This is a genomic window from Streptomyces sp. NPDC001781 (genome assembly GCF_053596035.1).
The window spans coordinates 55,434-76,390 of sequence record NZ_JBSFFI010000017.1; the positions used below are offsets into that span (position 1 = coordinate 55,434).

The 20,957-nt window shown below is 72.0% G+C and carries 20 protein-coding genes; 6 read left to right on the forward strand and 14 right to left on the reverse strand.

What is annotated here, in order from left to right:
• Nucleotides 1-90: 90 nt before the first annotated feature.
• From ACWCV3_RS17615 to afsQ1, 3 genes are read right to left on the reverse strand one after another with little or no spacing between them, the layout of a single operon-like run.
• Nucleotides 91-702 (reverse strand): hypothetical protein, encoded by a 612-nt coding sequence (locus ACWCV3_RS17615; RefSeq protein ID WP_451224341.1) that lies wholly within the window; start codon nt 700-702, stop codon nt 91-93.
• Nucleotides 699-2,270 (reverse strand): ATP-binding protein, encoded by a 1,572-nt coding sequence (locus ACWCV3_RS17620; protein WP_451224344.1) that lies wholly within the window; start codon nt 2,268-2,270, stop codon nt 699-701. Before ACWCV3_RS17620 ends, ACWCV3_RS17615 begins: the two co-directional genes overlap by 4 nt.
• A complete protein-coding gene (gene afsQ1 / locus ACWCV3_RS17625) occupies nt 2,267-2,944 on the reverse strand; it encodes a two-component system response regulator AfsQ1 (RefSeq protein ID WP_158707462.1) in 678 nt (225 codons plus the stop codon). The genes ACWCV3_RS17620 and afsQ1 overlap by 4 nt, the downstream gene beginning before the upstream one ends.
• A gap of 272 nt (nt 2,945-3,216) precedes the next feature.
• On the opposite strand from afsQ1, the gene ACWCV3_RS17630 reads away from it, so the two are divergent.
• Nucleotides 3,217-4,005 carry a SigE family RNA polymerase sigma factor gene (locus ACWCV3_RS17630; RefSeq protein ID WP_451224348.1) on the forward strand — a complete coding sequence of 263 codons (789 nt, stop codon included), beginning with the start codon at nt 3,217-3,219 and terminating at the stop codon, nt 4,003-4,005.
• Nucleotides 4,006-4,213: 208 nt separating this feature from the next.
• Here the strand turns inward: ACWCV3_RS17630 and ACWCV3_RS17635 are convergent, their stop codons facing one another.
• The gene (locus ACWCV3_RS17635) at nt 4,214-4,816 is read right to left on the reverse strand and encodes a uridine kinase (RefSeq protein WP_451224546.1); all 603 of its coding nucleotides are present in this window, start codon (nt 4,814-4,816) and stop codon (nt 4,214-4,216) included.
• Between the two features lie 160 nt (nt 4,817-4,976).
• On the opposite strand from ACWCV3_RS17635, the gene ACWCV3_RS17640 reads away from it, so the two are divergent.
• Complete coding sequence (locus tag ACWCV3_RS17640; protein WP_451224351.1) at nt 4,977-5,399, forward strand: hypothetical protein; 423 nt, start codon at nt 4,977-4,979, stop codon at nt 5,397-5,399.
• A gap of 58 nt (nt 5,400-5,457) precedes the next feature.
• Here ACWCV3_RS17640 and ACWCV3_RS17645 read toward each other — a convergent pair whose 3' ends face one another.
• From ACWCV3_RS17645 to deoC, 3 genes are read right to left on the reverse strand one after another with little or no spacing between them, the layout of a single operon-like run.
• A complete protein-coding gene (locus ACWCV3_RS17645; RefSeq protein ID WP_451224354.1) occupies nt 5,458-6,342 on the reverse strand; it encodes an aldehyde dehydrogenase family protein in 885 nt (294 codons plus the stop codon).
• On the reverse strand, nt 6,335-7,771 hold the full coding sequence (locus ACWCV3_RS17650) for an aldehyde dehydrogenase family protein (protein WP_451224357.1): 1,437 nt from the start codon (nt 7,769-7,771) through the stop codon (nt 6,335-6,337). Before ACWCV3_RS17650 ends, ACWCV3_RS17645 begins: the two co-directional genes overlap by 8 nt.
• 5 nt (nt 7,772-7,776) lie before the next feature.
• On the reverse strand, nt 7,777-8,775 hold the full coding sequence (deoC, locus tag ACWCV3_RS17655) for a deoxyribose-phosphate aldolase (RefSeq protein ID WP_451224549.1): 999 nt from the start codon (nt 8,773-8,775) through the stop codon (nt 7,777-7,779).
• Nucleotides 8,776-8,923: 148 nt separating this feature from the next.
• Here deoC and ACWCV3_RS17660 point away from each other — a divergent pair, with 148 nt between their 5' ends.
• A complete protein-coding gene (locus ACWCV3_RS17660) occupies nt 8,924-9,616 on the forward strand; it encodes a PH domain-containing protein (RefSeq protein WP_451224360.1) in 693 nt (230 codons plus the stop codon).
• Nucleotides 9,617-10,072: 456 nt separating this feature from the next.
• Here the strand turns inward: ACWCV3_RS17660 and ACWCV3_RS17665 are convergent, their stop codons facing one another.
• Together ACWCV3_RS17665 and ACWCV3_RS17670 are read right to left on the reverse strand one after the other, a co-directional pair.
• Nucleotides 10,073-11,704, reverse strand: a complete 1,632-nt coding sequence (locus ACWCV3_RS17665) for a phospho-sugar mutase (RefSeq protein WP_451224363.1) — start codon at nt 11,702-11,704, stop codon at nt 10,073-10,075.
• 45 nt (nt 11,705-11,749) lie between these two features.
• Nucleotides 11,750-12,574, reverse strand: coding sequence for a purine-nucleoside phosphorylase (locus ACWCV3_RS17670; protein WP_451224366.1), 825 nt, complete (start codon nt 12,572-12,574; stop codon nt 11,750-11,752).
• 221 nt (nt 12,575-12,795) lie between these two features.
• On the opposite strand from ACWCV3_RS17670, the gene ACWCV3_RS17675 reads away from it, so the two are divergent.
• The gene (locus ACWCV3_RS17675; protein ID WP_451224369.1) at nt 12,796-14,244 is read left to right on the forward strand and encodes an NAD(P)H-quinone dehydrogenase; all 1,449 of its coding nucleotides are present in this window, start codon (nt 12,796-12,798) and stop codon (nt 14,242-14,244) included.
• Between the two features lie 143 nt (nt 14,245-14,387).
• Complete coding sequence (locus ACWCV3_RS17680) at nt 14,388-15,329, forward strand: DeoR/GlpR family DNA-binding transcription regulator (protein ID WP_451224372.1); 942 nt, start codon at nt 14,388-14,390, stop codon at nt 15,327-15,329.
• A gap of 189 nt (nt 15,330-15,518) precedes the next feature.
• Here ACWCV3_RS17680 and ACWCV3_RS17685 read toward each other — a convergent pair whose 3' ends face one another.
• The gene (locus ACWCV3_RS17685) at nt 15,519-17,291 is read right to left on the reverse strand and encodes an acetyl/propionyl/methylcrotonyl-CoA carboxylase subunit alpha (RefSeq protein ID WP_451224375.1); all 1,773 of its coding nucleotides are present in this window, start codon (nt 17,289-17,291) and stop codon (nt 15,519-15,521) included.
• Between the two features lie 376 nt (nt 17,292-17,667).
• Here ACWCV3_RS17685 and ACWCV3_RS17690 point away from each other — a divergent pair, with 376 nt between their 5' ends.
• Nucleotides 17,668-18,210: a hypothetical protein gene (locus tag ACWCV3_RS17690; protein ID WP_451224378.1), complete on the forward strand. Its 543-nt coding sequence runs from the start codon at nt 17,668-17,670 to the stop codon at nt 18,208-18,210.
• On the opposite strand, the gene ACWCV3_RS17695 is transcribed toward ACWCV3_RS17690, so the two are convergent.
• The 4 genes from ACWCV3_RS17695 to ACWCV3_RS17710 are packed head-to-tail and all read right to left on the reverse strand — an operon-like array spanning nt 18,182 to nt 20,867.
• Nucleotides 18,182-18,796: a Maf family protein gene (locus ACWCV3_RS17695; protein WP_451224381.1), complete on the reverse strand. Its 615-nt coding sequence runs from the start codon at nt 18,794-18,796 to the stop codon at nt 18,182-18,184. The genes ACWCV3_RS17690 and ACWCV3_RS17695 overlap by 29 nt on opposite strands.
• A 48-nt stretch (nt 18,797-18,844) precedes the next feature.
• Nucleotides 18,845-18,973: a morphogenic membrane protein MmpB gene (gene mmpB, locus ACWCV3_RS17700; RefSeq protein ID WP_086693449.1), complete on the reverse strand. Its 129-nt coding sequence runs from the start codon at nt 18,971-18,973 to the stop codon at nt 18,845-18,847.
• A 60-nt stretch (nt 18,974-19,033) separates the two neighbouring features.
• The gene (locus ACWCV3_RS17705) at nt 19,034-19,243 is read right to left on the reverse strand and encodes an acyl-CoA carboxylase epsilon subunit (protein ID WP_451224385.1); all 210 of its coding nucleotides are present in this window, start codon (nt 19,241-19,243) and stop codon (nt 19,034-19,036) included.
• 22 nt (nt 19,244-19,265) lie between these two features.
• Nucleotides 19,266-20,867: an acyl-CoA carboxylase subunit beta gene (locus ACWCV3_RS17710; protein WP_451224388.1), complete on the reverse strand. Its 1,602-nt coding sequence runs from the start codon at nt 20,865-20,867 to the stop codon at nt 19,266-19,268.
• Nucleotides 20,868-20,957 lie beyond the last annotated feature (90 nt).

Consider the following 20,957-nt stretch of genomic DNA (forward strand, 5'->3'; position numbering starts at 1 on the left):
CCCCCAAGACGCCACGCCGCGCTCGATCGGTTCCGCTCCGGCGCCACCCGCCCCGGTGAGGCGTGCGCCACACGCGGGCGCGGGTCCGCCTCAGTTCGACGCGACGGAACCGGACGGGGGCCGGACCCGGCCCGGACGGTCGCGCACGTCCTCCGTGCACTCGTACCGGCGCGGCGCGGCCGGGGCCGGACCCGCGAGGATCACCGATCCGTCGCCCTCCGCCGCCGCCGAGTCGGAGAAGGTGCACACCACCTGGGCCAGCGCGGGCAAGCCCAGCTTCTCCGGGGCGGTGCTCAGCCGCAGCGCCTCCTCGGGCTCCTCACGCCCGGGGCCGGTGACGGTCAGGCCGCCCGGTACCCGGGTCTGGTAGCCCGCCGCCCGCTCCCCGGCGGACGGCGCCGAGGCGAGCTGGTCCAGCAGGCCCTGGGCGACCATGACCCGGCGCCGCGCGTCCGGCGTACCCTCCGGCACCCGCACCGTGCGGTCCACCGTCACCAGCGAGGCCCCGCACAGCAGGAACACCTGCACCGCAACCCCCTCCGGCGACGCGGCGGCCCGCCCGGACCCGGCCGGCGAACAGGGCACCCGCGACGGCGCGCCGCCGAAGTCGGTCGGCACCTCCGTCGGCCGGATGCCGCAGCCGGCGAGCAGCGCGCCCAGCAGCGGCAGCGCCAGCAGCCCTCGTACCGTCCGCCCGCTCACGTGGCCGCTCCCTGGCCGTCCTCGGCCGGCGGGTCCTTCTCGTCGTCCTCCGTCGGGCGGGAGGCGTCGTGCGGCAGCCGGAGCGTGAACACCGCACCGCCGTCGGGAGAGTTGGCGGCCGTGATCTCGCCGCCGTGGATGTGGGCGTTCTCCAGCGCGATGGAGAGGCCGAGCCCGCTGCCCTCCGAACGCGGCCGGGAGGCGCTGGCCTTGTAGAAGCGGTCGAAGACGTGCGGCAGCACCTCCTCGGGGATGCCGGGACCGTGGTCGCGTACCGCGATCAGCAGGTCGTCGCCGTCGATACGGACCGACACCCGTACCGGGGAGCCGCCGTGCTTGAGGGCGTTGCCGATCAGGTTGGCGAGGATGACGTCCAGGCGGCGCGGGTCGAGACGGGAGTGGATGCCGCGTTCGGCGTCCAGCTCGACCGCGTCCAGCCAGGCGCGGGCGTCGATGCAGGCGGTGATCTGGTCCGCGAGATCGACGTCGTCCAGGACCAGCCGGGCGGTGCCCGCGTCGAAGCGGGTGACCTCCATCAGGTTCTCGACCAGGTCGTTCAGCCGCTTGGTCTCGCTGACCACCAAGCGAACCGCGGGCTCGATCATCGGGTCGATGCCGCCGCCCTCGAACTCCAGCTCGTCCTCCAGTACTTCGGTCACCGCGGTGATGGCGGTCAGCGGAGTGCGCAACTCGTGTGACATGTCGGCGACGAAGCGGCGGGAGGACTCGTCACGGGCTGCCATGTCCGCGACCCGCTTCTCCAGCGCCGCGGCCGCGTTGTTGAACGTCCGCGACAGGTCGGCGAGTTCGTCCGTGCCGGTGACCCGCAGCCGGGTGTCGAGCCGGCCCTCGCCGAGCCGGCGCGCGGCGACTCCCAGCCGGTGCACGGGCTTGAGCACGGTCGTGGCGGCGGCCTGCGCGAGCAGCGCCGAACCGATCAGGGCGAGCCCGGTGGCGATACCCAGCGACCAGGCGAGCGAGTTGAGGTCCTTGGCCTCCGGCTCCAGCGACTTCGCCATGTAACCGGTCGAACCGCCGTCGACCACCTTGGTCCCGGCCACCAGGAACGGCGTGCCGTGTTCGGTGACGCGCTGCCAGTACAGGTGGTACGGCGATCTGTCGGAGCCGGCCGGCTTCTGCCGCTTGTTCACCGCCGCGCGCAGCGACGGGGGCACGTCCTTCAGCGAGAATCCGCTCAGGCCGCCCGAACCGCCGTACACCGTGCGGCCGTCGGGATCCCGGGCGACCAGCAGCACGCTGAAACGCTGGCTGCTGCCCGCCATCTGTCCGGCCGCACGCTGGAGTTCGTCCTGGGTGGGACGCGAGGGCAGCGCGCCCGCGCGGTTCTGCATCTCCTGCCGGAAGTCGCGCAGCACCGCGTCCTGGGCGCGGGTGAGCACCGCCTCCCGGTTGAGCCAGTACGCGATGCCCGACGCGGACACCGCCGCGGTCAGCGCGACCAGCCCGAAGACCAGCACCAGCCGCAGCCGCAGGCTGGTGAACCGCAGTCCGGCCAGCTTCCTCCCCCGTTCGGCCGTCCAGCGGCCGAACCCCCCGCGCTCGCTCACTGAGGGGCGTCCAGGCGGTAGCCGACACCACGGACCGTACGGATCAGGGTCGGCGAGGACGGCACGTCCTCGACCTTCGCCCGCAGCCGCTGCACACACGCGTCCACCAGGCGCGAGTCGCCCAGGTAGTCGTGCTCCCACACCAGTCGCAGCAGTTGCTGCCGGGACAGTGCCTGCCCCGGCCGGCGGCTCAGCTCCAGCAGCAGACGCAGTTCGGTCGGGGTGAGCTGGAGGTCCTCGCCGTTCTTGGTCACGGTCATCGCGGACCGGTCGATGACGACGCTGCCGAAGGTCGCCGAGTCGCTGGACTCGCGCTCCCCGCGCCGCAGCACGGCCCGGATACGGGCGTCCAGCACGCGGCCCTGCACCGGCTTGACCACGTAGTCGTCGGCGCCGGACTCCAGCCCGACCACCACGTCGATGTCGTCGTTGCGCGCGGTCAGCAGGATGATCGGCAACTGGTCGGTGCGCCGGATGCGGCGGCACACCTCGAACCCGTCGATGCCGGGCAGCATCACGTCCAGCACGATCAGGTCAGGGCGCTGCTCCCGCAGCAGCTTCAGGCCGTCCTCGCCGCTCGCGGCGGTGGCGACCCGGTGCCCCTGGCGCGTCAGGGACAGCTCAAGGGCCGTACGGATGGCGTCGTCGTCCTCGATCAGCAACAGGGAAGGCACAGGCTCATTCTGGCCCATGTACCGCCCGTCGTACGACCCGTGCCGCTGGCGGGTTCCTCCTCGGCGGACACGAGCCGGACACCGCGTACCAAACCGCTTCGTGCCGGATCCCGCCCGCGGTGAGGCGGTACGACCCGCCGGCTCCGGTCCCTGTGACAGGTCTGTGACAGTCGGCGGACACGGCGATGAAGGACGGTCGGCAAGCTCTTCTGCAGGCGGGAGAGCACCACCGGCCACGCAGAGCACCGGAAGTCCACGACGGGGAGCGCGAGATGAACACGCCACACGGCATGAGCACCAGCGCAGTGGTCACGCGTCTGCACGACGCGCACCGGGGGACTGCGGCTTCTGGGAGTTCCGGGAAGTCCGGTGCCGGGACCACGCTGTCGCCACGCGGCCGCGAGTCCCAGGGGGTACGGGGGTGCGCCCGCGGCACCGGGCGTCAGCACACCGGTCACGTGACGGTGATCGACGCCCGCACGGGGGAGGGGCACGGGGGAAGCGCGCACAGGGAGGAACCGGGGGAGCGTCGCTCGCTGACGGAGGCGGAGTTCACCGCCTACGTCCAGGAGCGCCGCGCCTCCCTGTACGCGACCGCCTACCACCTGACCGGTGACCGCTTCGAGGCCGAGGACCTGCTGCAGAGCGCGCTGTTCTCGACCTACCGGGCGTGGGACCGGATCAGCGACAAGGCCGCGGTCGGCGGGTACCTCCGCCGCACCATGACCAACCTGCACATCAGCGCGTGGCGCCGCCGCAAGCTGAACGAGTACCCGACCGAGGAACTGCCGGAGACGCCGGCCGGTACGGACGCGATGCGCGGCACCGAGCTGCGCGCCGTGCTGTGGCAGGCGCTCGCCCGGCTGCCCGAGCCGCAGCGCACCATGCTGGTGCTGCGGTACTACGAGGGCCGTACCGACCCCGAGATCGCCGGCATACTCGGCATCAGTGTCGGCACGGTGAAGTCCAGCATCTGGCGCTCGCTGCGGCGCCTGCGCGAGGACGAGGTCCTGAGCTTCGGCCGGGACCACGAGGACGCCTTCGGCGAGCTGGTGGCCTGAAGGACGGGTCCGCCGGGGGACGGACCCACGGGGGAACGGGGGGAACGAGCCGTCACGGCTCGGCCCGAGGGGAAACGGGGAAGCGCGCGGGCCCACCGGGGGGAGGGTCCGCGCGAGCGCCCTTGAGGGGAAACACGGGGGAACACCCGGAAGCGGGGCCGGACGGCTGGGGGGCCGTACGGTCCCGTTTCCGCATGTCCGCGCCCGGTCAGGCCGCCGTCTGCTGGCGGGTCTGCCGGCCCGCGGCGGCCGCCGCCATCCGGCTCAGCGCCTCGTCCCGGCCGCAGGCGTGGGCGCCCAGGGCCACCTGGCGGGACACGATCGAGCGTTCCGCGCGCAGCAGCCGCCAGCCCCGGCGCAGAAGGAACGGCACCGACTTGCGCCCCTCCTTCAGATCGCGCAGGAAGCGGCGCCGGAAGGTGGTGACCGGACCCCGGGTCAGACACAGCGCGTCCGCCAGCAGCCCGAGTTCCCGGCAGCGCCCGACGATCTCCGCCGCGAAGATGCCCTCGGCGATGAACAGCGGGGTACGGCCGATGCTGAGGGTGTCCTCGCCGGTACGGGCGCTCAGCGAGATGTCGTACACCGGCACCGGGGTCGTGCCGGACGCGCACAGGCGGGCGATCGCCGCGAGGGCCGCGTCGGCGTCCCAGGACCGCGGATGGTCCCAGTCGATGTCCGAGCTTCCGTCCACCAGCGGCAGGGTGGGATCGTCGCCCTCCTTGTAGAAGTCGTCGAGACGCAGCACGGGCAGCCCGGAGAGGGCGGCGACGAGTGACTTGCCCGAACCGGAGGGGCCGCACAGCAGCACCACACGGGCGGGGGACGGGGGATGGATGCTCACGGAACACCAGTTTGACGCATGGTGGCCGTCCTGCCGACCCCGCGGGTCCGCATTGGAGCGCGCGTCACATGTCAACTACCCTACGTGTCGACCGTATTACCCTGCGCACCAGAAGGCGGCACCACCGATGGCCCGACACTCCGCACCCCGGTCTCCCCGTCAGCCCGCCGCTCGGCGCGCCCTGATCGCCCTCGCCTCGGCCGGAGCCGCCCTGTCGGCGGGCGCGAGCGCGGCCCACGCCGAGACGGCCGCGCCGCTGGTGGACGTGCCGCCGCTGCGCTCCGCCGACATCGGCGACGTCAACCCGCAGTCCGGGGTGAACGCGCTGACCACGTCGGTCGGTTACGCCACCGGCACGATCGCCGGCCTCAAGCCCAACCCGCTGGCCGGCACCGGCACCGACCCGCTGAACAACGGCATCGGCACCACCGTCGCCGACTTCAAGCCGCTCAACACCCTGGCGCTGACCGCCCCGATCGCCCAGGCGCCGTCCTTCGGCGCGGTCCCGGTCGTCGGGCAGGCCCTGGGGCTGCTCACGCCGAAGGGCTGACCGACGCGAAACCGCGCCGCCCCTCGAGGTGAGGGGACGGCGCGGCTCTCGTGCGTGCTCAGTACGAGGAGCCCGACGCGCCCAGCGCCCCGGTCGGGTGCCAGACCGTCTTGGTCTCCAGGAACGCGGTCATACGGTCGATTCCGGGAGTCGCCGCGTGGTCCACAGGCTGTGGACGCAGGACGCGCTTCAGATTGTCCGCCGCCGCGATCTCCAGTTCCCTGGCCAGCTCGGCGTCGGCGCCCGCGAGGTCGATCGCGTTGACGTCCTGGTGCGCGGCGAGCGGCGCGCCCAGCTCGGCCGTGCCGCCCGACAGGATGTTGACGACACCGCCCGGCACGTCGGAGGTGGCCAGCACCTCGCCGAGCGACAGCGCGGGCAGCGGGGCCTTCGCGGAGGCGACGACGACCGCGGTGTTGCCGGTGGCGATCACCGGGGCCAGCACCGAGACCAGGCCCAGGAAGGACGACTCCTGCGGGGCCAGTACGGCGACCACGCCGGTCGGCTCGGGCGAGGAGAGGTTGAAGTACGGGCCCGCGACCGGGTTGGCGCCGCCCACGACCTGGGCGATCTTGTCGGTCCAGCCCGCGTACCAGACCCAGCGGTCGACGGCCGCGTCCACGACCGCCGCCGCCTTGGCCTTTGACAGGCCCTCGGCCTCGGCGACCTCGCGGACGAACTGCTCCTTGCGGCCCTCCAGCATCTCGGCCACCCGGTACAGCACCTGACCGCGGTTGTACGCGGTCGCGCCGGCCCAGCCGCCGAACGCCTTGCGCGCGGCGACGACCGCGTCACGGGCGTCCTTGCGGCTCGACTGCGGCGCGTTCGCCAGCCAGTTGCCCTTGGTATCCGTCACTTCGTACACCCGGCCGCTTTCGGAGCGGGGGAACTTGCCCCCGACGTACAGCTTGTAGGTCTTGAAGACACTCAGACGGTCAGACATCGAGGTACGCCTCCAGGCCGTGGCGGCCGCCCTCGCGGCCGAAGCCCGACTCCTTGTAACCGCCGAAGGGCGAGGTCGGGTCGAACTTGTTGAACGTGTTGGACCAGACGACCCCGGCGCGCAGCTTGTTCGCCACGGCCAGGATGCGGGAGCCCTTCTCGGTCCAGATGCCCGCCGACAGCCCGTACTGGGTGTTGTTGGCCTTGGCGACCGCCTCGTCCGGGGTGCGGAAGGAGAGGACCGACAGCACCGGGCCGAAGATCTCGTCGCGGGCGATGGTGTGCGCCTGGGTGACGCCGGTGAACAGCGTCGGGGCGAACCAGTATCCGGACGAAGGGAGTTCGCACGCCGGGGACCAGCGCTCGGCGCCCTCCGCCTCGCCCTTCTCCGCCAGCGCGGTGATCCGGGCCAGCTGCTCGGCGGAGTTGATCGCGCCGATGTCGGTGTTCTTGTCCAGCGGATCGCCGAGGCGCAGCGTGGACAGGCGGCGCTTGAGGGCGTCCAGCAGCTCGTCCTGGATCGACTCCTGGACCAGCAGCCGGGAGCCCGCGCAGCAGACCTGGCCCTGGTTGAAGAAGATGCCGGTGACGATGCCCTCGACGGCCTGGTCGAGGGGGGCGTCGTCGAAGACGATGTTGGCGCCCTTGCCGCCCAGCTCCAGCGTGAGCTTCTTGCTGGTGCCCGCGACCGTGCGGGCGATCTCCTTGCCGACGGCCGTGGAGCCGGTGAAGGCGACCTTGTTCACGTCGGGGTGTCCGACCAGGGCCGCGCCCGCGTCGCCGTAACCCGGCAGGATGTTGACGACGCCCTTGGGCAGGCCCGCCTGGCGGCAGATGTCCGCGAAGAACAGGGCGGACAGCGGGGTGGTCTCGGCCGGCTTGAGGACGACCGTGTTGCCGGTGGCCAGCGCCGGGGCGATCTTCCACGCCAGCATCAGCAGGGGGAAGTTCCAGGGGATGACCTGGCCGGCGACGCCCAGGGGGGCCGGGTTCGCGCCGAAACCGGCGTGGTCGAGCTTGTCGGCCCAGCCCGCGTAGTAGAAGAAGTGGGCGGCGACCAGGGGGAGGTCCGCGTCGCGGGTCTCCTTGATCGGCTTGCCGTTGTCCAGCGTCTCCAGCACGGCCAGCTCGCGGCTGCGCTCCTGGATGATGCGGGCGATACGGAACAGGTACTTCGCGCGCTCGGAGCCCGGCAGCGCCGACCACGTCGCGAACGCCTTGCGGGCGGCCTTGACCGCACGGTCCACGTCCGCCTCGCCGGCCTGGGCGACCTCGGAGAGGACCTCCTCGGTGGCGGGGGAGACGGTCTTGAAGACCTTGCCGTCGGCGGAGTCGGTGAACTCGCCGTCGATGAAGAGGCCGTAGGAGGGGGCGATGTCGACGACGGAGCGGGACTCCGGCGCCGGTGCGTACTCGAAGAGGGAACCCATGGTGATCAGTCCACCGTCACGTAGTCGGGGCCGGAGTAGCGGCCGGTGGCCAGCTTCTGACGCTGCATCAGCAGGTCGTTCAGCAGCGAGGAGGCGCCGAAGCGGAACCAGTGGTTGTCCAGCCAGTCCTGGCCCGCGGTCTCGTTGACCAGCACCAGGAACTTGACGGCGTCCTTGGTGGTGCGGATGCCGCCCGCCGGCTTCACGCCGACCTGCACGCCGGTCTGGGCGCGGAAGTCGCGCACCGCCTCCAGCATCAGCAGGGTGTTGGCGGGGGTGGCGTTGACCGCGACCTTGCCGGTGGAGGTCTTGATGAAGTCCGCGCCCGCCATCATGCCCAGCCAGCTCGCGCGGCGGATGTTGTCGTACGTCGACAGCTCGCCGGTCTCGAAGATGACCTTCAGACGGGCGCCGGTCCCACAGGCTTCCTTCACCGAGGTGATCTCGTCGTACACCTTGAGGTAGTCGCCCGCGAGGAACGCGCCCCGGTCGATGACCATGTCGATCTCGTCGGCGCCCGCCGCGACCGCGTCGCGCACGTCGGCCAGCTTCACGCCGAGGGCGGCGCGGCCGGCCGGGAAGGCGGTGGCGACCGAGGCGACCTTGACGCCGGAGCCGGCGACGGCCTCCTTGGCGGCGGCCACCATGTCGGGATAGACGCAGACGGCGGCGGTCGTCGGGGCCGTCCGGTCCGTGGGGTCCGGGTGGACCGCCTTGGCGCCGAGCGCCCGGACCTTGCCCGGGGTGTCCGCGCCTTCCAGTGTGGTCAGGTCGACCATCGAGATGGCGAGGTCGATGGCGTACGCCTTCGCGGTGGTCTTGATGGAACGGGTACCGAGCGACGCGGCACGCGCCTCCAGGCCGACCGCGTCGACGCCGGGCAGCCCGTGGAGGAAGCGGCGCAGCGTGCTGTCGGACGCGGTGACGTCGGCGAGAGACTGTGCGGGGGGCGCGAGGGGGGCACCGCCCTGTTCGAGCGAAGCCGAGGACTTGGGGGAGGGCATGGTCACCAGACGAGCATATCTACGCGCGTAGCGACTGTATAGCCCCGGGGGTCGGGTTGTGCGGGGTCTCACCACCGCAGGTCACGGATGCGTTCCTCTCTGGGGCCAGGTGGTGGCGGCCGCGTCCCCTTCGTGCAGAATCGGGGCCATGACGACCCCGGACCACCAGTCACCAGCTACGCGGCCCGTGGTGCCCGCCGCCAGGGACCGGATCTACCGCTCGCCGATGGGACTCGTGGGCGGTGTGCTCATGCTGGCCCTCGTCGTCTGGCTCGGCTGCGACGCGCTGTTCCGCGGCCACGGCCGGGTGCCGTGGCTGGCGCTGGCCGGGATGATCCTGGTCGTGCCGCTGGTGACGGCGTTCACGCTGCGCCCGGCGGTCTTCGCCAACCAGGAACGCCTCCGGGTCCGCAACCCCTTCCGCGTGATCGTCCTGCCCTGGGGCGAACTGGCCGCCCTCCGCTCGGGCTACTCCAACGAGGCGCTGGCCGCCTCCGGCACCAAGTTCCAGCTCTGGGCGATCCCCGTCTCCCTGCGCGCCCGCAAACGCGCGGCGAACAAGCGGGCGAATGCGGCGGCGCAGGCGGCCCGCGGGAACGGCGGACCCTTCGCCGGACCCCGCTCCAACATGTTCGGCGGGAACGCGTCCACCCCCGACGTCTCGGGCGGCATGGCTCGCGCCGAGACCGACAAGATCATGGACGACCTCCGCGACCTCCACGAACGCCACGGTGGGGCGGAGCACGCCCAGGGTGGGATCACCACCCGCTGGGCCTACGAGATCCTGATCCCGGCCCTGACGGGCGCCGTACTCCTGGCCGTCCTGCTGATCACGGGCTGACCCCGGCCAGGAACGGCGGCGGACGGACGGACTCCGGCCGCCGCCGATTCTTCTGCCCCCGGAGGGCTGTGAGGCCGGGGACGCGGGGCCCGGCACGCCCATCTGCGGCGTTGTCGTCACTCGCCGACGCTCCGCGTCGACTCCCTCCTCCGCCTTCCGCCTGGACGCACGGGACGCCGGCAGGGCTCGTCGCGCTTCTCCTCCGTCTGCGAGTGGTCGGCTGAGACCTTCTGAGAAAGGGCGAACCGCCTGTTGCTCCCCGAGTGGTTCGTGATGCCGAAGCACAGGCGGGGGCCGCCCGCGCCGGTGTAGATCACCATTCCCTCCGGTTCGCTGGGGTCCGCCGCCGCGCGGGTGCCGGCGATGCAGCCCGTCGTGGGGTTGTTCGCCGTGCCGTCGAGGCCGAAGGACGTGGTGTGGACGGCCCAGCCCTCAGCGACCGGAGGGAACCCTCCGTCAGATTCCCGCCGCCTCCGACAGGTCCCGCTTGATCGCCGTCAGCAGTTCGGCCGCCCGGGCACGCGCCGCCGGAAGCGCGGAGCGGTCCGCGACCGGGACCACCACCTCCAGGTAGCACTTCAGCTTGGGCTCGGTGCCGCTCGGCCGGACGATGACGCGGGCGCCGTCCAGGGTGTAGCGCAGGCCGTCCGTGGGCGGGAGGGTGGCCGTACCGCGGGTGAGGTCCTCCGCCGAGCCGACCGCGAGGCCCGCCAGGGAGGCCGGCTGGTGCTCGCGCAGGCGGCGCATCGCGTCGGCGATGACCAACAGGTCCTCCACCCGTACCGAGAGCTGGTCCGTGGCGTGCAGGCCGTGCTCCAGCGCCAGGTCGTCGAGGAGGTCGAGCAGACTCCGCCCGGACTCCTTCAGCTCCGACGCCAGCTCGGTGACGAGCAGGGCGGCCGTGATGCCGTCCTTGTCCCGCACTCCCTCGGGGTCCACGCAGTAGCCGAGCGCCTCCTCGTACCCGTACCGCAGGCCCTCCGCGCGGGCGATCCACTTGAAGCCCGTCAGGGTCTCCTCGTAGCCGAGCCCGGCCTTCCGGGCGATCCGGCCCAGCAGGGAGGAGGAGACGATGGACTCCGCGAAGGTGCCGGTGACACCCCGGCCCACCAGGTGCGCGGCGAGCAGCGCCCCCACCTCGTCACCGCGCAGCATCCGCCAGTCGCCGCCGTCGCGCACGGCCACCGCGCAGCGGTCCGCGTCCGGGTCGTTGGCGATCACGAGGTCCGGCTCGGTGACGGTCGCCCGCTCGAAGGCGAGGTCCATCGCGCCGGGCTCCTCCGGGTTGGGGAAGGCCACGGTCGGGAAGTCCGGGTCGGGCTCGGCCTGCTCGGCCACCAGCACCGGCTCCGGGAACCCGGCCCGCGCGAACGCCGCGAGCAGCACGTCCTTGCCGACGCCGTGCATCGCCGTGTAGACGGTACGGGCCGTACGGGCCGACCCCTTGGCCAGCACCGCGTCCGTGCGCGCCAGATACGCGTCCAGCACCTCGTCGCCCAGCACCTCCCAGCCCGACTCCGGGCGGGGCACGTCGGCGAGGGCGCGCACGGCGTCGATCTCGGCGGCGATCTCCGCGTCGGCGGGCGGCACGATCTGGGAGCCGTCGCCGAGGTACACCTTGTAGCCGTTGTCGCGCGGCGGGTTGTGGCTGGCCGTGACCTCCACGCCCGCGACCGCGCCCAGGTGCCGTACGGCGAAGGCGAGGACCGGGGTGGGCAGCGGGCGCGGCAGCACGGCGGCGCGCAGCCCGGCGCCGGTGATCACGGCGGCGGTGTCCCGCGCGAAGTCGGCCGACTTGTACCGGGCGTCGTAGCCGATGACCACCAGGCCGCCGGTCTCGCCCTTGGCCTTCAGGTACGCGGCGAGACCGGCGGCGGCGCGGATGACGACGGCGCGGTTCATCCGCATCGGGCCCGCGCCCAGCTCGCCGCGCAGCCCGGCGGTGCCGAACTGGAGCGTGCCGCTGAACCGGGCGGTCAGTTCCGCCGTGTCCCCGGCGTCGATGAGCTTCGCGAGCTCCTCGCGGGTCTCGGCGTCGGGGTCCTCGGCCAGCCACGCCTTTGCCCGTGCGATCACTTCGTCCTGCACCTCGGGTGAACCTCTCTCTCGATTCCGTCCGCCGCCGCCGTCGGGCTACAGGCGGTTCAGTACCTTGCCCAGCAGCTCGCCCATGCGCGCCGCCGAGTCGCGGCCCGCCTGGAGGACCTCCTCGTGGTTCAGCGGCTCGCCCGTCATGCCGGCGGCGAGGTTGGTGACCAGGGAGATGCCCAGCACCTCGGCGCCGGCCTCGCGCGCGGCGATGGCCTCCAGCACCGTGGACATGCCGACCAGGTCCGCGCCGATCACGCGGGCCATGCGGATCTCGGCCGGGGTCTCGTAGTGCGGGCCGGGGAACTGCGCGTAGACGCCCTCCTCCAGGGAGGGGTCGATCTCCTTGCACAGGGCGCGCAGGCGCGGCGAGTACAGGTCGGTCAGATCGACGAAGTTGGCGCCGACGATCGGGGAGGTGGCCGTCAGGTTCAGGTGGTCGCTGATCAGCACGGGCTGGCCGGGGCGCATGCCCTCGCGCAGGCCGCCGCAGCCGTTGGTCAGCACGATGGTCTTGCAGCCGGCGGCGACGGCGGTACGGACCCCGTGCGCGACGGCGGCGACCCCGCGGCCCTCGTAGTAGTGGGTGCGGCCCAGGAACACCAGGGCGCGCTTGTCACCGAAGGAGTACGAGCGGATCTTGCCGCCGTGCCCCTCGACGGCCGGCGGCGGGAAGCCGGGCAGCTCGGTGACCTGGAACTCGGCGTCGGGCTCGCCCAGGGCGTCCACGGCCGGTGCCCAGCCGGAGCCCATCACGAGGGCGACGTCGTGGGTCTCGGCGCCGGTGAGTTCGCGCAGGCGCGCGGCGGCGGCGTCGGCGGCGGCGTGCGGGTCGCCCTGGCGGTCGTCCGGAAGGAGAGATGCGTTCACGCGGATGAGGGTAGCCGGTGTTCTCCTACGCGCGTAGATGACGGAGCCCATGGGAATGCGATCGTTGTCATGCAGATTTCGGCAAAGGGTGGGCAAAACGGCTGCGCCCGGCTGACGGGCGGCGGCTCACATCCCGTCCGGCGCTGTGAAAACCCGGCTCCCACCAGCCCGTACCGGCGCTCGTGCCCCCGGCGCGCAGGCCTCCGGCCGGGTGCGGGACAATGGGGGACGTGACTCGGATCGTGATCATCGGTGGCGGACCCGGCGGATACGAGGCGGCGCTGACGGCCGCCCAGCTCGGCGCGGAGGTGACCGTCGTGGATTGCGACGGTCTGGGCGGGGCGTCGGTGCTTACCGACTGCGTCCCGTCGAAGACCCTCATCGCCACGGCCGAGGTGATGACCACCTTCGACTCCTCCTACGAGGAGCTGGGCATCATCGTCGCCGACGACACCCCGCACATCGAGCAGGCCGCCCGCGTGGTCGGCGTGGACCTCGGCAAGGTCAACCGCCGGGTGAAGCGGCTGGCGCTCGCCCAGTCCCACGACATCACCGCCTCCGTCACCCGCGCCGGCGCCCGCGTGATGCGTGGCCGGGGCCGGCTGAAGGGCATGCAGGCCCTCGACGGCTCCCGCGAGGTCGTCGTCACCGCCGCCGACGGCACCGAGGAGACCCTCACCGCCGACGCCGTGCTCATCGCCACCGGCGGCCACCCGCGTGAGCTGCCCGACGCCCAGCCGGACGGCGAGCGCATCCTCAACTGGACCCAGGTCTACGACCTCACCGAGCTGCCCGAAGAGCTGATCGTGGTCGGCTCCGGCGTCACCGGCGCCGAGTTCGCCGGTGCCTACCAGGCGCTCGGCTCCAAGGTCACCCTGGTCTCCTCGCGCGACCGCGTGCTGCCCGGCGAGGACCCGGACGCCGCCGCCGTGCTGGAGGACGTCTTCCGCCGCCGGGGCATGAACGTGATGGCCCGCTCCCGCGCCCAGTCCGCCAAGCGGGTCGGCGACCGGGTCGAGGTCACCCTCGCCGACGGCCGCGTGATCACCGGTACGCACTGCCTGATGGCGGTCGGCGCGATCCCCAACAGCGCGGGGCTCGGCCTGGAGGAGGCCGGGGTCCGGCTGCGCGACTCCGGGCACATCTGGACCGACAGGGTCTCCCGCACGAGCGCCCCCGGCGTGTACGCGGCCGGTGACGTGACCGGCGTCTTCGCGCTGGCCTCCGTCGCGGCGATGCAGGGCCGGATCGCGGTCTACCACTTCCTCGGCGACGCGGTGGCCCCGCTGGACCTCAAGACGGTCTCCTCCAACGTCTTCACCGACCCCGAGATCGCCACCGTCGGCTACAGCCAGGCGGACGTGGACGCGGGCAAGATCGACGCTCGTGCGGTGAAGCTGCCGCTGCTGCGCAACCCGCGCGCGAAGATGCAGGGCATCCGGGACGGCTTCGTCAAGATCTTCTGCCGGCCGGGCACCGGGATCGTGGTCGGCGGTGTGGTCGTCGCGCCCCGCGCCTCGGAACTCATCCACCCCATCTCGATCGCGGTCGACAACAATCTGACGGTCGAGCAGATCGCGAAGGCGTTCACGGTCTACCCGTCGCTGTCCGGCTCGATCGCCGAGGTGGCCCGGCAGTTGCAGACCCGCAAGGCGGGCGGCGAGGGCTGACCGGCGGGGTCCGCGCGGCCCATGCGGGCGGCATAGTCGGCCGGTAGATCCCTATATCACTTCCGAGGTCCGGTTGTGAACAACTTCTGCTATTCGGCGCAAACTGCTGAAAGCAGACGGTCGTTGGGGTTACTGTCAGTTTCGTGTTCGCTGCAGAACGTCGTCAACTGATCCTCGAAATGGTGCGAGCCAATGGGGCCGTGTCGCTCCGTGAACTCGCCCGCGTCGTCCAGACCTCCGAAGTGACCGTACGGCGGGACGTGCGCGCGCTGGAGGCGGAAGGACTCCTCGACCGCCGGCATGGCGGTGCGGTACTGCCGGGTGGATTCACGCGAGAATCCGGCTTTCCGCAGAAATCCCATCTCGCGACAGCGGAGAAGACGGCCATCGCCGACGTCGCCGCAGGGCTGGTCGAAGAAGGCGAGGCCATCGTGGTCGGCGCCGGAACGACCACCCAGGAGCTGGCCCGCAGACTGGCCCGGGTACCGGGCCTGACCGTGGTCACCAACTCCCTGCTGGTGGCGCAGGCGCTGGCTCACGCCAACCGGGTGGAGGTCGTCATGACCGGCGGCACCCTCCGGGGCTCCAACTACGCCCTGGTGGGCTCGGGCGCCGAGCAGTCCCTCCAGGGTCTGCGCGTCTCCAAGGCGTTCCTCTCGGGGAGCGGCCTGACCGCCGAGCGCGGGCTGTCCACGTCCAACATGCTGTCGGCCTCCGTGGACCGGGCCCTGGTCCAGGCCGCCTCCGAGGTCGTGGTCCTCGCCGACCACTCCAAGCTGGGCACGGACACCATGTTCCGTACGGTGCCCACCGAGGCGATCACCCGCCTGGTCACCGACGAGCCCCCGGCGCACGACGACCGCGCCGCCACCGAACTCCAGGCCCTGGCTGACCAGGGCGTGCAGATCACGGTGGCGGGAGCGGGCGGCGTCCCGGCGCCCGACCAGCCCCAGGCCCCCCGTGGTCAGCGCGCCTCCCAGCTCCCCGGCCCCCGCCGGGGCCAGGTCCCCGGCGCCGCCCTCCGCGGAGTCCTGGGCGAACAGCCCCCGGACCGCGCCCGAGTGGCGGACCTGCGTCGCAGGTAGTGTCTCGACGGGGCGTCGCGGTGTACTGGGTGCGGCTTGCGCCGTACCGGGCATCTTTCCGGGGGGAACCGTTCCTTCGGCCGGTGCCGGGCCATGCCGGGCCGAGCGTGTCGTTCGAGGACGGCCGGTCGAAGGCCGACGCCCGGCGGACCGTGGCCGGTCGCCGGGCGTCGGGATGATGACGTCGCGTCAGTCCTTGATCTCGCAGATCGGGGCGCCCGAGGTGATGGAGGCGCCGATCTCGGCGAGGAGGCCCTTCACCGTGCCGGCCCGGTGGGCGTTGAGGGGCTGTTCCATCTTCATGGCCTCCAGGACGACGACGAGGTCGCCCTCCTGGACGGTCTGGCCCTCCTCGACGGCCACCTTGACGATGGTGCCCTGCATCGGGGAGGCGAGGGTGTCGCCGGAGGCCACGGGGCCGGACTTCTTGGCCGCGCGGCGCTTGGGCTTGGCGCCCGCCGCGAGGCCGGTGCGGGCCAGGGACATGCCGAGCGACGACGGGAGGGAGACCTCCAGGCGCTTGCCGCCGACCTCGACGACGACCGTCTCACGGCCCTGCTCCTCCTCCGCGTCCGCGTCGGCGGGGGCGATGAAGGGCTTGATCTCGTTGACGAACTCGGTCTCGATCCAGCGGGTGTGGACCGTGAAGGGGTCCTTGGAGCCGGTCAGCTCCGGGGCGAAGGCCGCGTCCCGGACCACCACGCGGTGGAACGGGATGGCCGTGGCCATGCCCTCGACCTGGAACTCGTCCAGCGCCCGCGCGGCGCGCTCCAGCGCCTCCTTGCGGGTGCGGCCGGTCACGACCAGCTTGGCCAGCAGGGAGTCCCACGCCGGGCCGATGACCGAGCCGGCCTCCACGCCCGCGTCCAGGCGGACACCGGGGCCGGCCGGGGGGTCGAAGCGGGTGACCGTGCCGGGGGCGGGCAGGAAGCCCCGGCCCGGGTCCTCGCCGTTGACGCGGAACTCGAAGGAGTGCCCGCGCAGCTCGGGGTCGCCGTAGCCCAGTTCCTCGCCGTCGGCGATGCGGAACATCTCGCGGACCAGGTCGATCCCGGCGACCTCCTCGGTCACGGGGTGCTCGACCTGGAGGCGGGTGTTGACCTCCAGGAAGGAGATCGTGCCGTCCTGGCCGACCAGGAACTCACAGGTGCCGGCGCCCTCGTAGCGCGCCTCCTTGAGGATGGCCTTGGACGCGCGGTACAGCTCGGCGACCTGGGCCTCGGAGAGGAACGGCGCCGGGGCCTCCTCCACGAGCTTCTGGTGGCGGCGCTGGAGCGAGCAGTCGCGGGTGGAGACGACGACCACGTTGCCGTGCTTGTCGGCCAGGCACTGGGTCTCCACGTGCCGGGGACGGTCGAGGTAGCGCTCCACGAAGCACTCGCCACGGCCGAAGGCGGCGACGGCCTCGCGGACCGCCGAGTCGTACAGCTCCGGCACCTCCTCCAGGGTGCGGGCGACCTTCAGGCCACGACCGCCACCACCGAAGGCGGCCTTGATCGCGATCGGCAGGCCGTGCTCCTCGGCGAAGGCCACGACCTCGTCCGCGCCCGAGACCGGGTCCGGCGTGCCGGCGACCAGCGGGGCACCCGCGCGCTGCGCGATGTGCCGGGCGGCGACCTTGTCACCGAGGTCCCGGATCGCCTGCGGCGGCGGGCCGATCCAGGTCAGGCCCGCGTCCAGCACGGCCTGGGCGAACTCGGCGTTCTCCGAGAGGAAGCCGTAGCCGGGGTGGATGGCGTCCGCGCCGGACTCCCGCGCGGCGTTCAGGACCTTCTCGATGTCCAGGTAGCTGGTGGCCGGGGTGTCACCGCCCAGGGCGAACGCCTCATCCGCGGCCCGGACGTGCAGAGCGTCCCGATCCGGGTCGGCGTACACGGCCACGCTCGCGATACCTGCGTCCCGGCAGGCCCGCGCCACACGGACAGCGATTTCGCCACGGTTGGCGATGAGCACCTTGCGCACGATTGAGGCTCCCTCCTTGAAACAAGCCGAGTTTAGGGACAGCCGACACGGCACATCGACCCGTCCCCAATGGTGAGCTTGCCCACACGGAGCGTGATGCGTGGCCCGCTCGACCCACGAAAGCCCTTGTCGCACCTCGATACGCAGGACTCCACCGGGAAACCCTAGCCCCGCCATGTGGTCAAGGTCTCTATGAGAGCGTGCTGCGGGCCACGCGGTTTCTTTGTGGAGTCCCTACGAATGGCCCAATGAATCTTTGCCGCGGACCCGGGTCTTGTCCCCTGTCATGCCCATGAGTAGCGTTCGCGCTGAGCCGGCGTACTGCCGGTAACAGGCGATCCCCGCGGGGGTGACGGCGAAGGTTGGGGTGGGGCCGGTGGCGCGCAGACCGGTGGCTTGGATCGTGACGGTCGTGCTGCTGGCCGAGGCGGTCGGCGTGGCGGCGGTGAACTGGCTGCTCGGCGTGGTGGTGGACAACCAGCGGATGTCCCTGGCCGGCCTCGACCCCGACGTGATGGCGACGTCCTCGAAGGCGGGAGGCGTGCTCTTCGGGCTCTACTTCGCCCTCTGCGCCCTGGTGGCCCTGCTGGTCGCGGTGCGCGACCGCGCCCCGGCCGGCCTCGGCCGCGTGCTGCTGGTCAGCGCCGCCGTGGTGAACGGCCTGCTGGGCGCGGTCGCCTGGGGCCTGGTGGGCACGGGCGCGTTCCTGGCGATGATGGCCGTCCTCGCGCTGCTGGTGCTGCTGCTGGTGACGTACGACCGTCCGCGGGACACGGGCGCCGGCCCGGCCGGGCCGCCCGGTGACAAAGACGCCCCGGAGGCCGCCGAACCACAGCCCATGTCCACCCCTACGGGTGACCCTCAGAGCCGTACGGCCGACACCCGGAACATCACTCGGACGGCGCCCACAACTCCGTGATACCCACACCCAGTTCGCGCAGCAGCTTGCGGACCAGGGGGAGGCTGATGCCGATCACGTTGCCGTGGTCGCCGTCGATGCCCTCGATGAAGGGCGCCGAGCGGCCGTCCAGGGTGAAGGCGCCGGCGACATGGAGGGGCTCGCCGGAGGCGACGTAGCGGGCGACCTCCTCGTCCGTGGGCTCGCCGAAGCGGACCACGGTGGAGGCGGTCGCGGAGACGTACCGCTTGGCGGCGGTGTCCCAGACGCAGTGCCCGGTCTGGAGGACCCCGGCGCGGCCGCGCATCGCCTTCCAGCGGGCGGTGGCCTCCTCGGCGTCCGCGGGCTTGCCGAGTGCCTGCCCGTCCAGTTCCAGCACCGAGTCGCAGCCGATCACCAGCGCGCCCTGGACCTCCGGCCGGGCCGCCACCACGGACGCCTTGGCCTCGGCGAGGGCGAGCGCCAGCTCGGCCGGAGTGGGCGCGGTGACGGCGTCCTCGTCGAATCCGCTGACGATCACCTCGGGGGCCAGCCCGGCCTGCCGCAGCAGACCCAGCCGGGCGGGGGACTGGGAGGCGAGTACGAGGCGGCGCCGCTGGTCTGTCATGCGATCAGCCTAGCGCCGGACCTCTCCTCGCCTCAGCTCACCTCAGGCTCACCTCAGCCCGATGACGATCATCGCCAGCACCATGGCCAGGGCCATGAAGAGGCCGAGCCGCCTGAGCTTCTCCTCCATGTGACGGAGTTCCTCGGGCGGCTCGTTCTCCGGGTCTGACCACAGCATGGCTCCAGCGTGGGGCGCGGCCCGGCCCGCGCGCCTGAGTACCCGTACTCAGGTTCCGGCTCAGCCCGGCCAGTAGGTCCGGGACCAGGAGGCCGGCCCCGGCGGGGGCAGGCGCCGGCCGGCGATGCGGGCCGGGTCCGACCACGCGTCGCGCGGGCCCTGCGCGCCGGACGACGGCTCGGCCGCCGCCACGGCGCGGGCGCGGACCACCGCCAGAGCGGCGGCCAGCTCCTCCGGGGTCGGGTTGCCTCGTACGACCTTGATGTTCATGACGGCTCCCGTCGGCGCTGTCCTACAGGGGGATGTTGCCGTGCTTCTTCGGAGGGAGGGATTCCCGCTTCGTACGGAGCTGACGCAGCCCCCGGACGACGTGCGCACGGGTGTCCGACGGCATGATCACCGCGTCCACGTAGCCGCGTTCGGCCGCCACGTACGGGTTGAGCAGCGCGTCCTCGTACTCCTGGACCAGCCGTGCCCGCGTCTCCTCGCCCGTCCCGGCCGACTCCGCCTCGGCGATGGTGCGGCGGTGCAGGATGTTGACCGCGCCCTGCGCGCCCATCACCGCGATCTGCGCCGTGGGCCACGCCAGGTTGAGGTCGGCGCCCAGGTGCTTGGAGCCCATCACGTCGTACGCGCCGCCGAACGCCTTGCGCGTGATGACGGTGATCAGCGGGACGGTGGCCTCGGCGTAGGCGTAGATCAGCTTGGCGCCGCGCCGGATGATGCCGTCCAGCTCCTGGTCCACGCCGGGCAGGAAGCCGGGTACGTCCACGAAGGTCAGCACCGGGATGTTGAAGGCGTCGCAGGTGCGCACGAACCGGGCGGCCTTCTCGGACGCCTTGATGTCCAGGCACCCCGCGAACTGCATCGGCTGGTTGGCGACCAGACCCACCGGGTGCCCCTCGACCCGGCCGAACCCGGTGAGGATGTTCGGCGCGAACAGGGCCTGCGTCTCGAAGAACTCCCCGTCGTCCAGGACGTGTTCGAGCACGGTGTGCATGTCGTACGGCTGGTTGGCGCTGTCCGGCACCAGGACATCCAGCTCGCGGTCCTCGTCGCTGAGCGCGAGGTCCGCCTCCTCCGGGTAGACCGGGGCCTCGCTGAGGTTGTTGGACGGCAGGTACGACAGCAACTGCTTTACGTACTCGATCGCGTCCTTCTCGTCACCCGCCATGTGGTGGGCCACACCCGAGTTGCTGTTGTGGGTGCGGGCGCCGCCCAGCTCCTCGAAGCCGACGTCCTCACCGGTGACCGTCTTGATCACGTCGGGTCCGGTGATGAACATGTGCGAGGTCTGGTCGACCATCACCGTGAAGTCGGTGATCGCGGGGGAGTAGACCGCGCCGCCCGCGCACGGGCCGACGACCAGGCTGATCTGCGGGATCACCCCGGAGGCGTGGGTGTTGCGGCGGAAGATCTCGCCGTACGCGCCCAGCGAGGCGACCCCCTCCTGGATGCGGGCGCCGCCGGAGTCGTTGATGCCGATGACCGGGCATCCGGTCTTCAGCGCGAAGTCCATGACCTTGACGATCTTCTGGCCGTACACCTCGCCGAGGGCTCCGCCGAAGACGGTGAAGTCCTGGGAGAACACGGCCACGGGGCGGCCGTCCACCGTGCCGTACCCGGTGACGACACCGTCGCCGTACGGGCGGTTCGACTCCAGGCCGAAGCTGGTGGAACGGTGGCGGGCGAATTCGTCCAGCTCGACGAACGAATCGTCGTCCAGGAGGAGTTCGATGCGCTCACGGGCCGTCAGTTTGCCCTTGGCGTGCTGCTTCTCCACCGCGCGTTCCGAACCGGCGTGCGTCGCCTCGTGGACGCGCCGCTGGAGATCCGCGAGCTTCCCGGCGGTCGTGTGGATGTCGGTGTCGTGACGCTCTTCCGGCTCGGACATCGGGATGCGGCTCCCTGCCTGCTCAAAAGGGGGGACGATTACTCATCCGTAGCGTAGTGCGGGGCCCACCTCTCAGGAGTGCGGTCTTTC

Coding starts and splice junctions, on each gene's coding strand:
- ACWCV3_RS17660 (WP_451224360.1), top strand. CDS start 8,924: ATGACGACCCCGGACCACCAGTCACCAGCTACGCGGCCCGTGGTGCCC.
- ACWCV3_RS17645 (WP_451224354.1), bottom strand. CDS start 6,342: ATGTCTGACCGTCTGAGTGTCTTCAAGACCTACAAGCTGTACGTCGGG.
- ACWCV3_RS17630 (WP_451224348.1), top strand. CDS start 3,217: ATGAACACGCCACACGGCATGAGCACCAGCGCAGTGGTCACGCGTCTG.
- mmpB (WP_086693449.1), bottom strand. CDS start 18,973: ATGCTGTGGTCAGACCCGGAGAACGAGCCGCCCGAGGAACTCCGTCAC.
- ACWCV3_RS17640 (WP_451224351.1), top strand. CDS start 4,977: ATGGCCCGACACTCCGCACCCCGGTCTCCCCGTCAGCCCGCCGCTCGG.
- ACWCV3_RS17650 (WP_451224357.1), bottom strand. CDS start 7,771: ATGGGTTCCCTCTTCGAGTACGCACCGGCGCCGGAGTCCCGCTCCGTC.
- deoC (WP_451224549.1), bottom strand. CDS start 8,775: ATGCCCTCCCCCAAGTCCTCGGCTTCGCTCGAACAGGGCGGTGCCCCC.
- ACWCV3_RS17710 (WP_451224388.1), bottom strand. CDS start 20,867: ATGTCCGAGCCGGAAGAGCGTCACGACACCGACATCCACACGACCGCC.
- ACWCV3_RS17695 (WP_451224381.1), bottom strand. CDS start 18,796: ATGACAGACCAGCGGCGCCGCCTCGTACTCGCCTCCCAGTCCCCCGCC.
- ACWCV3_RS17705 (WP_451224385.1), bottom strand. CDS start 19,243: ATGAACATCAAGGTCGTACGAGGCAACCCGACCCCGGAGGAGCTGGCC.
- ACWCV3_RS17675 (WP_451224369.1), top strand. CDS start 12,796: ATGGGGGACGTGACTCGGATCGTGATCATCGGTGGCGGACCCGGCGGA.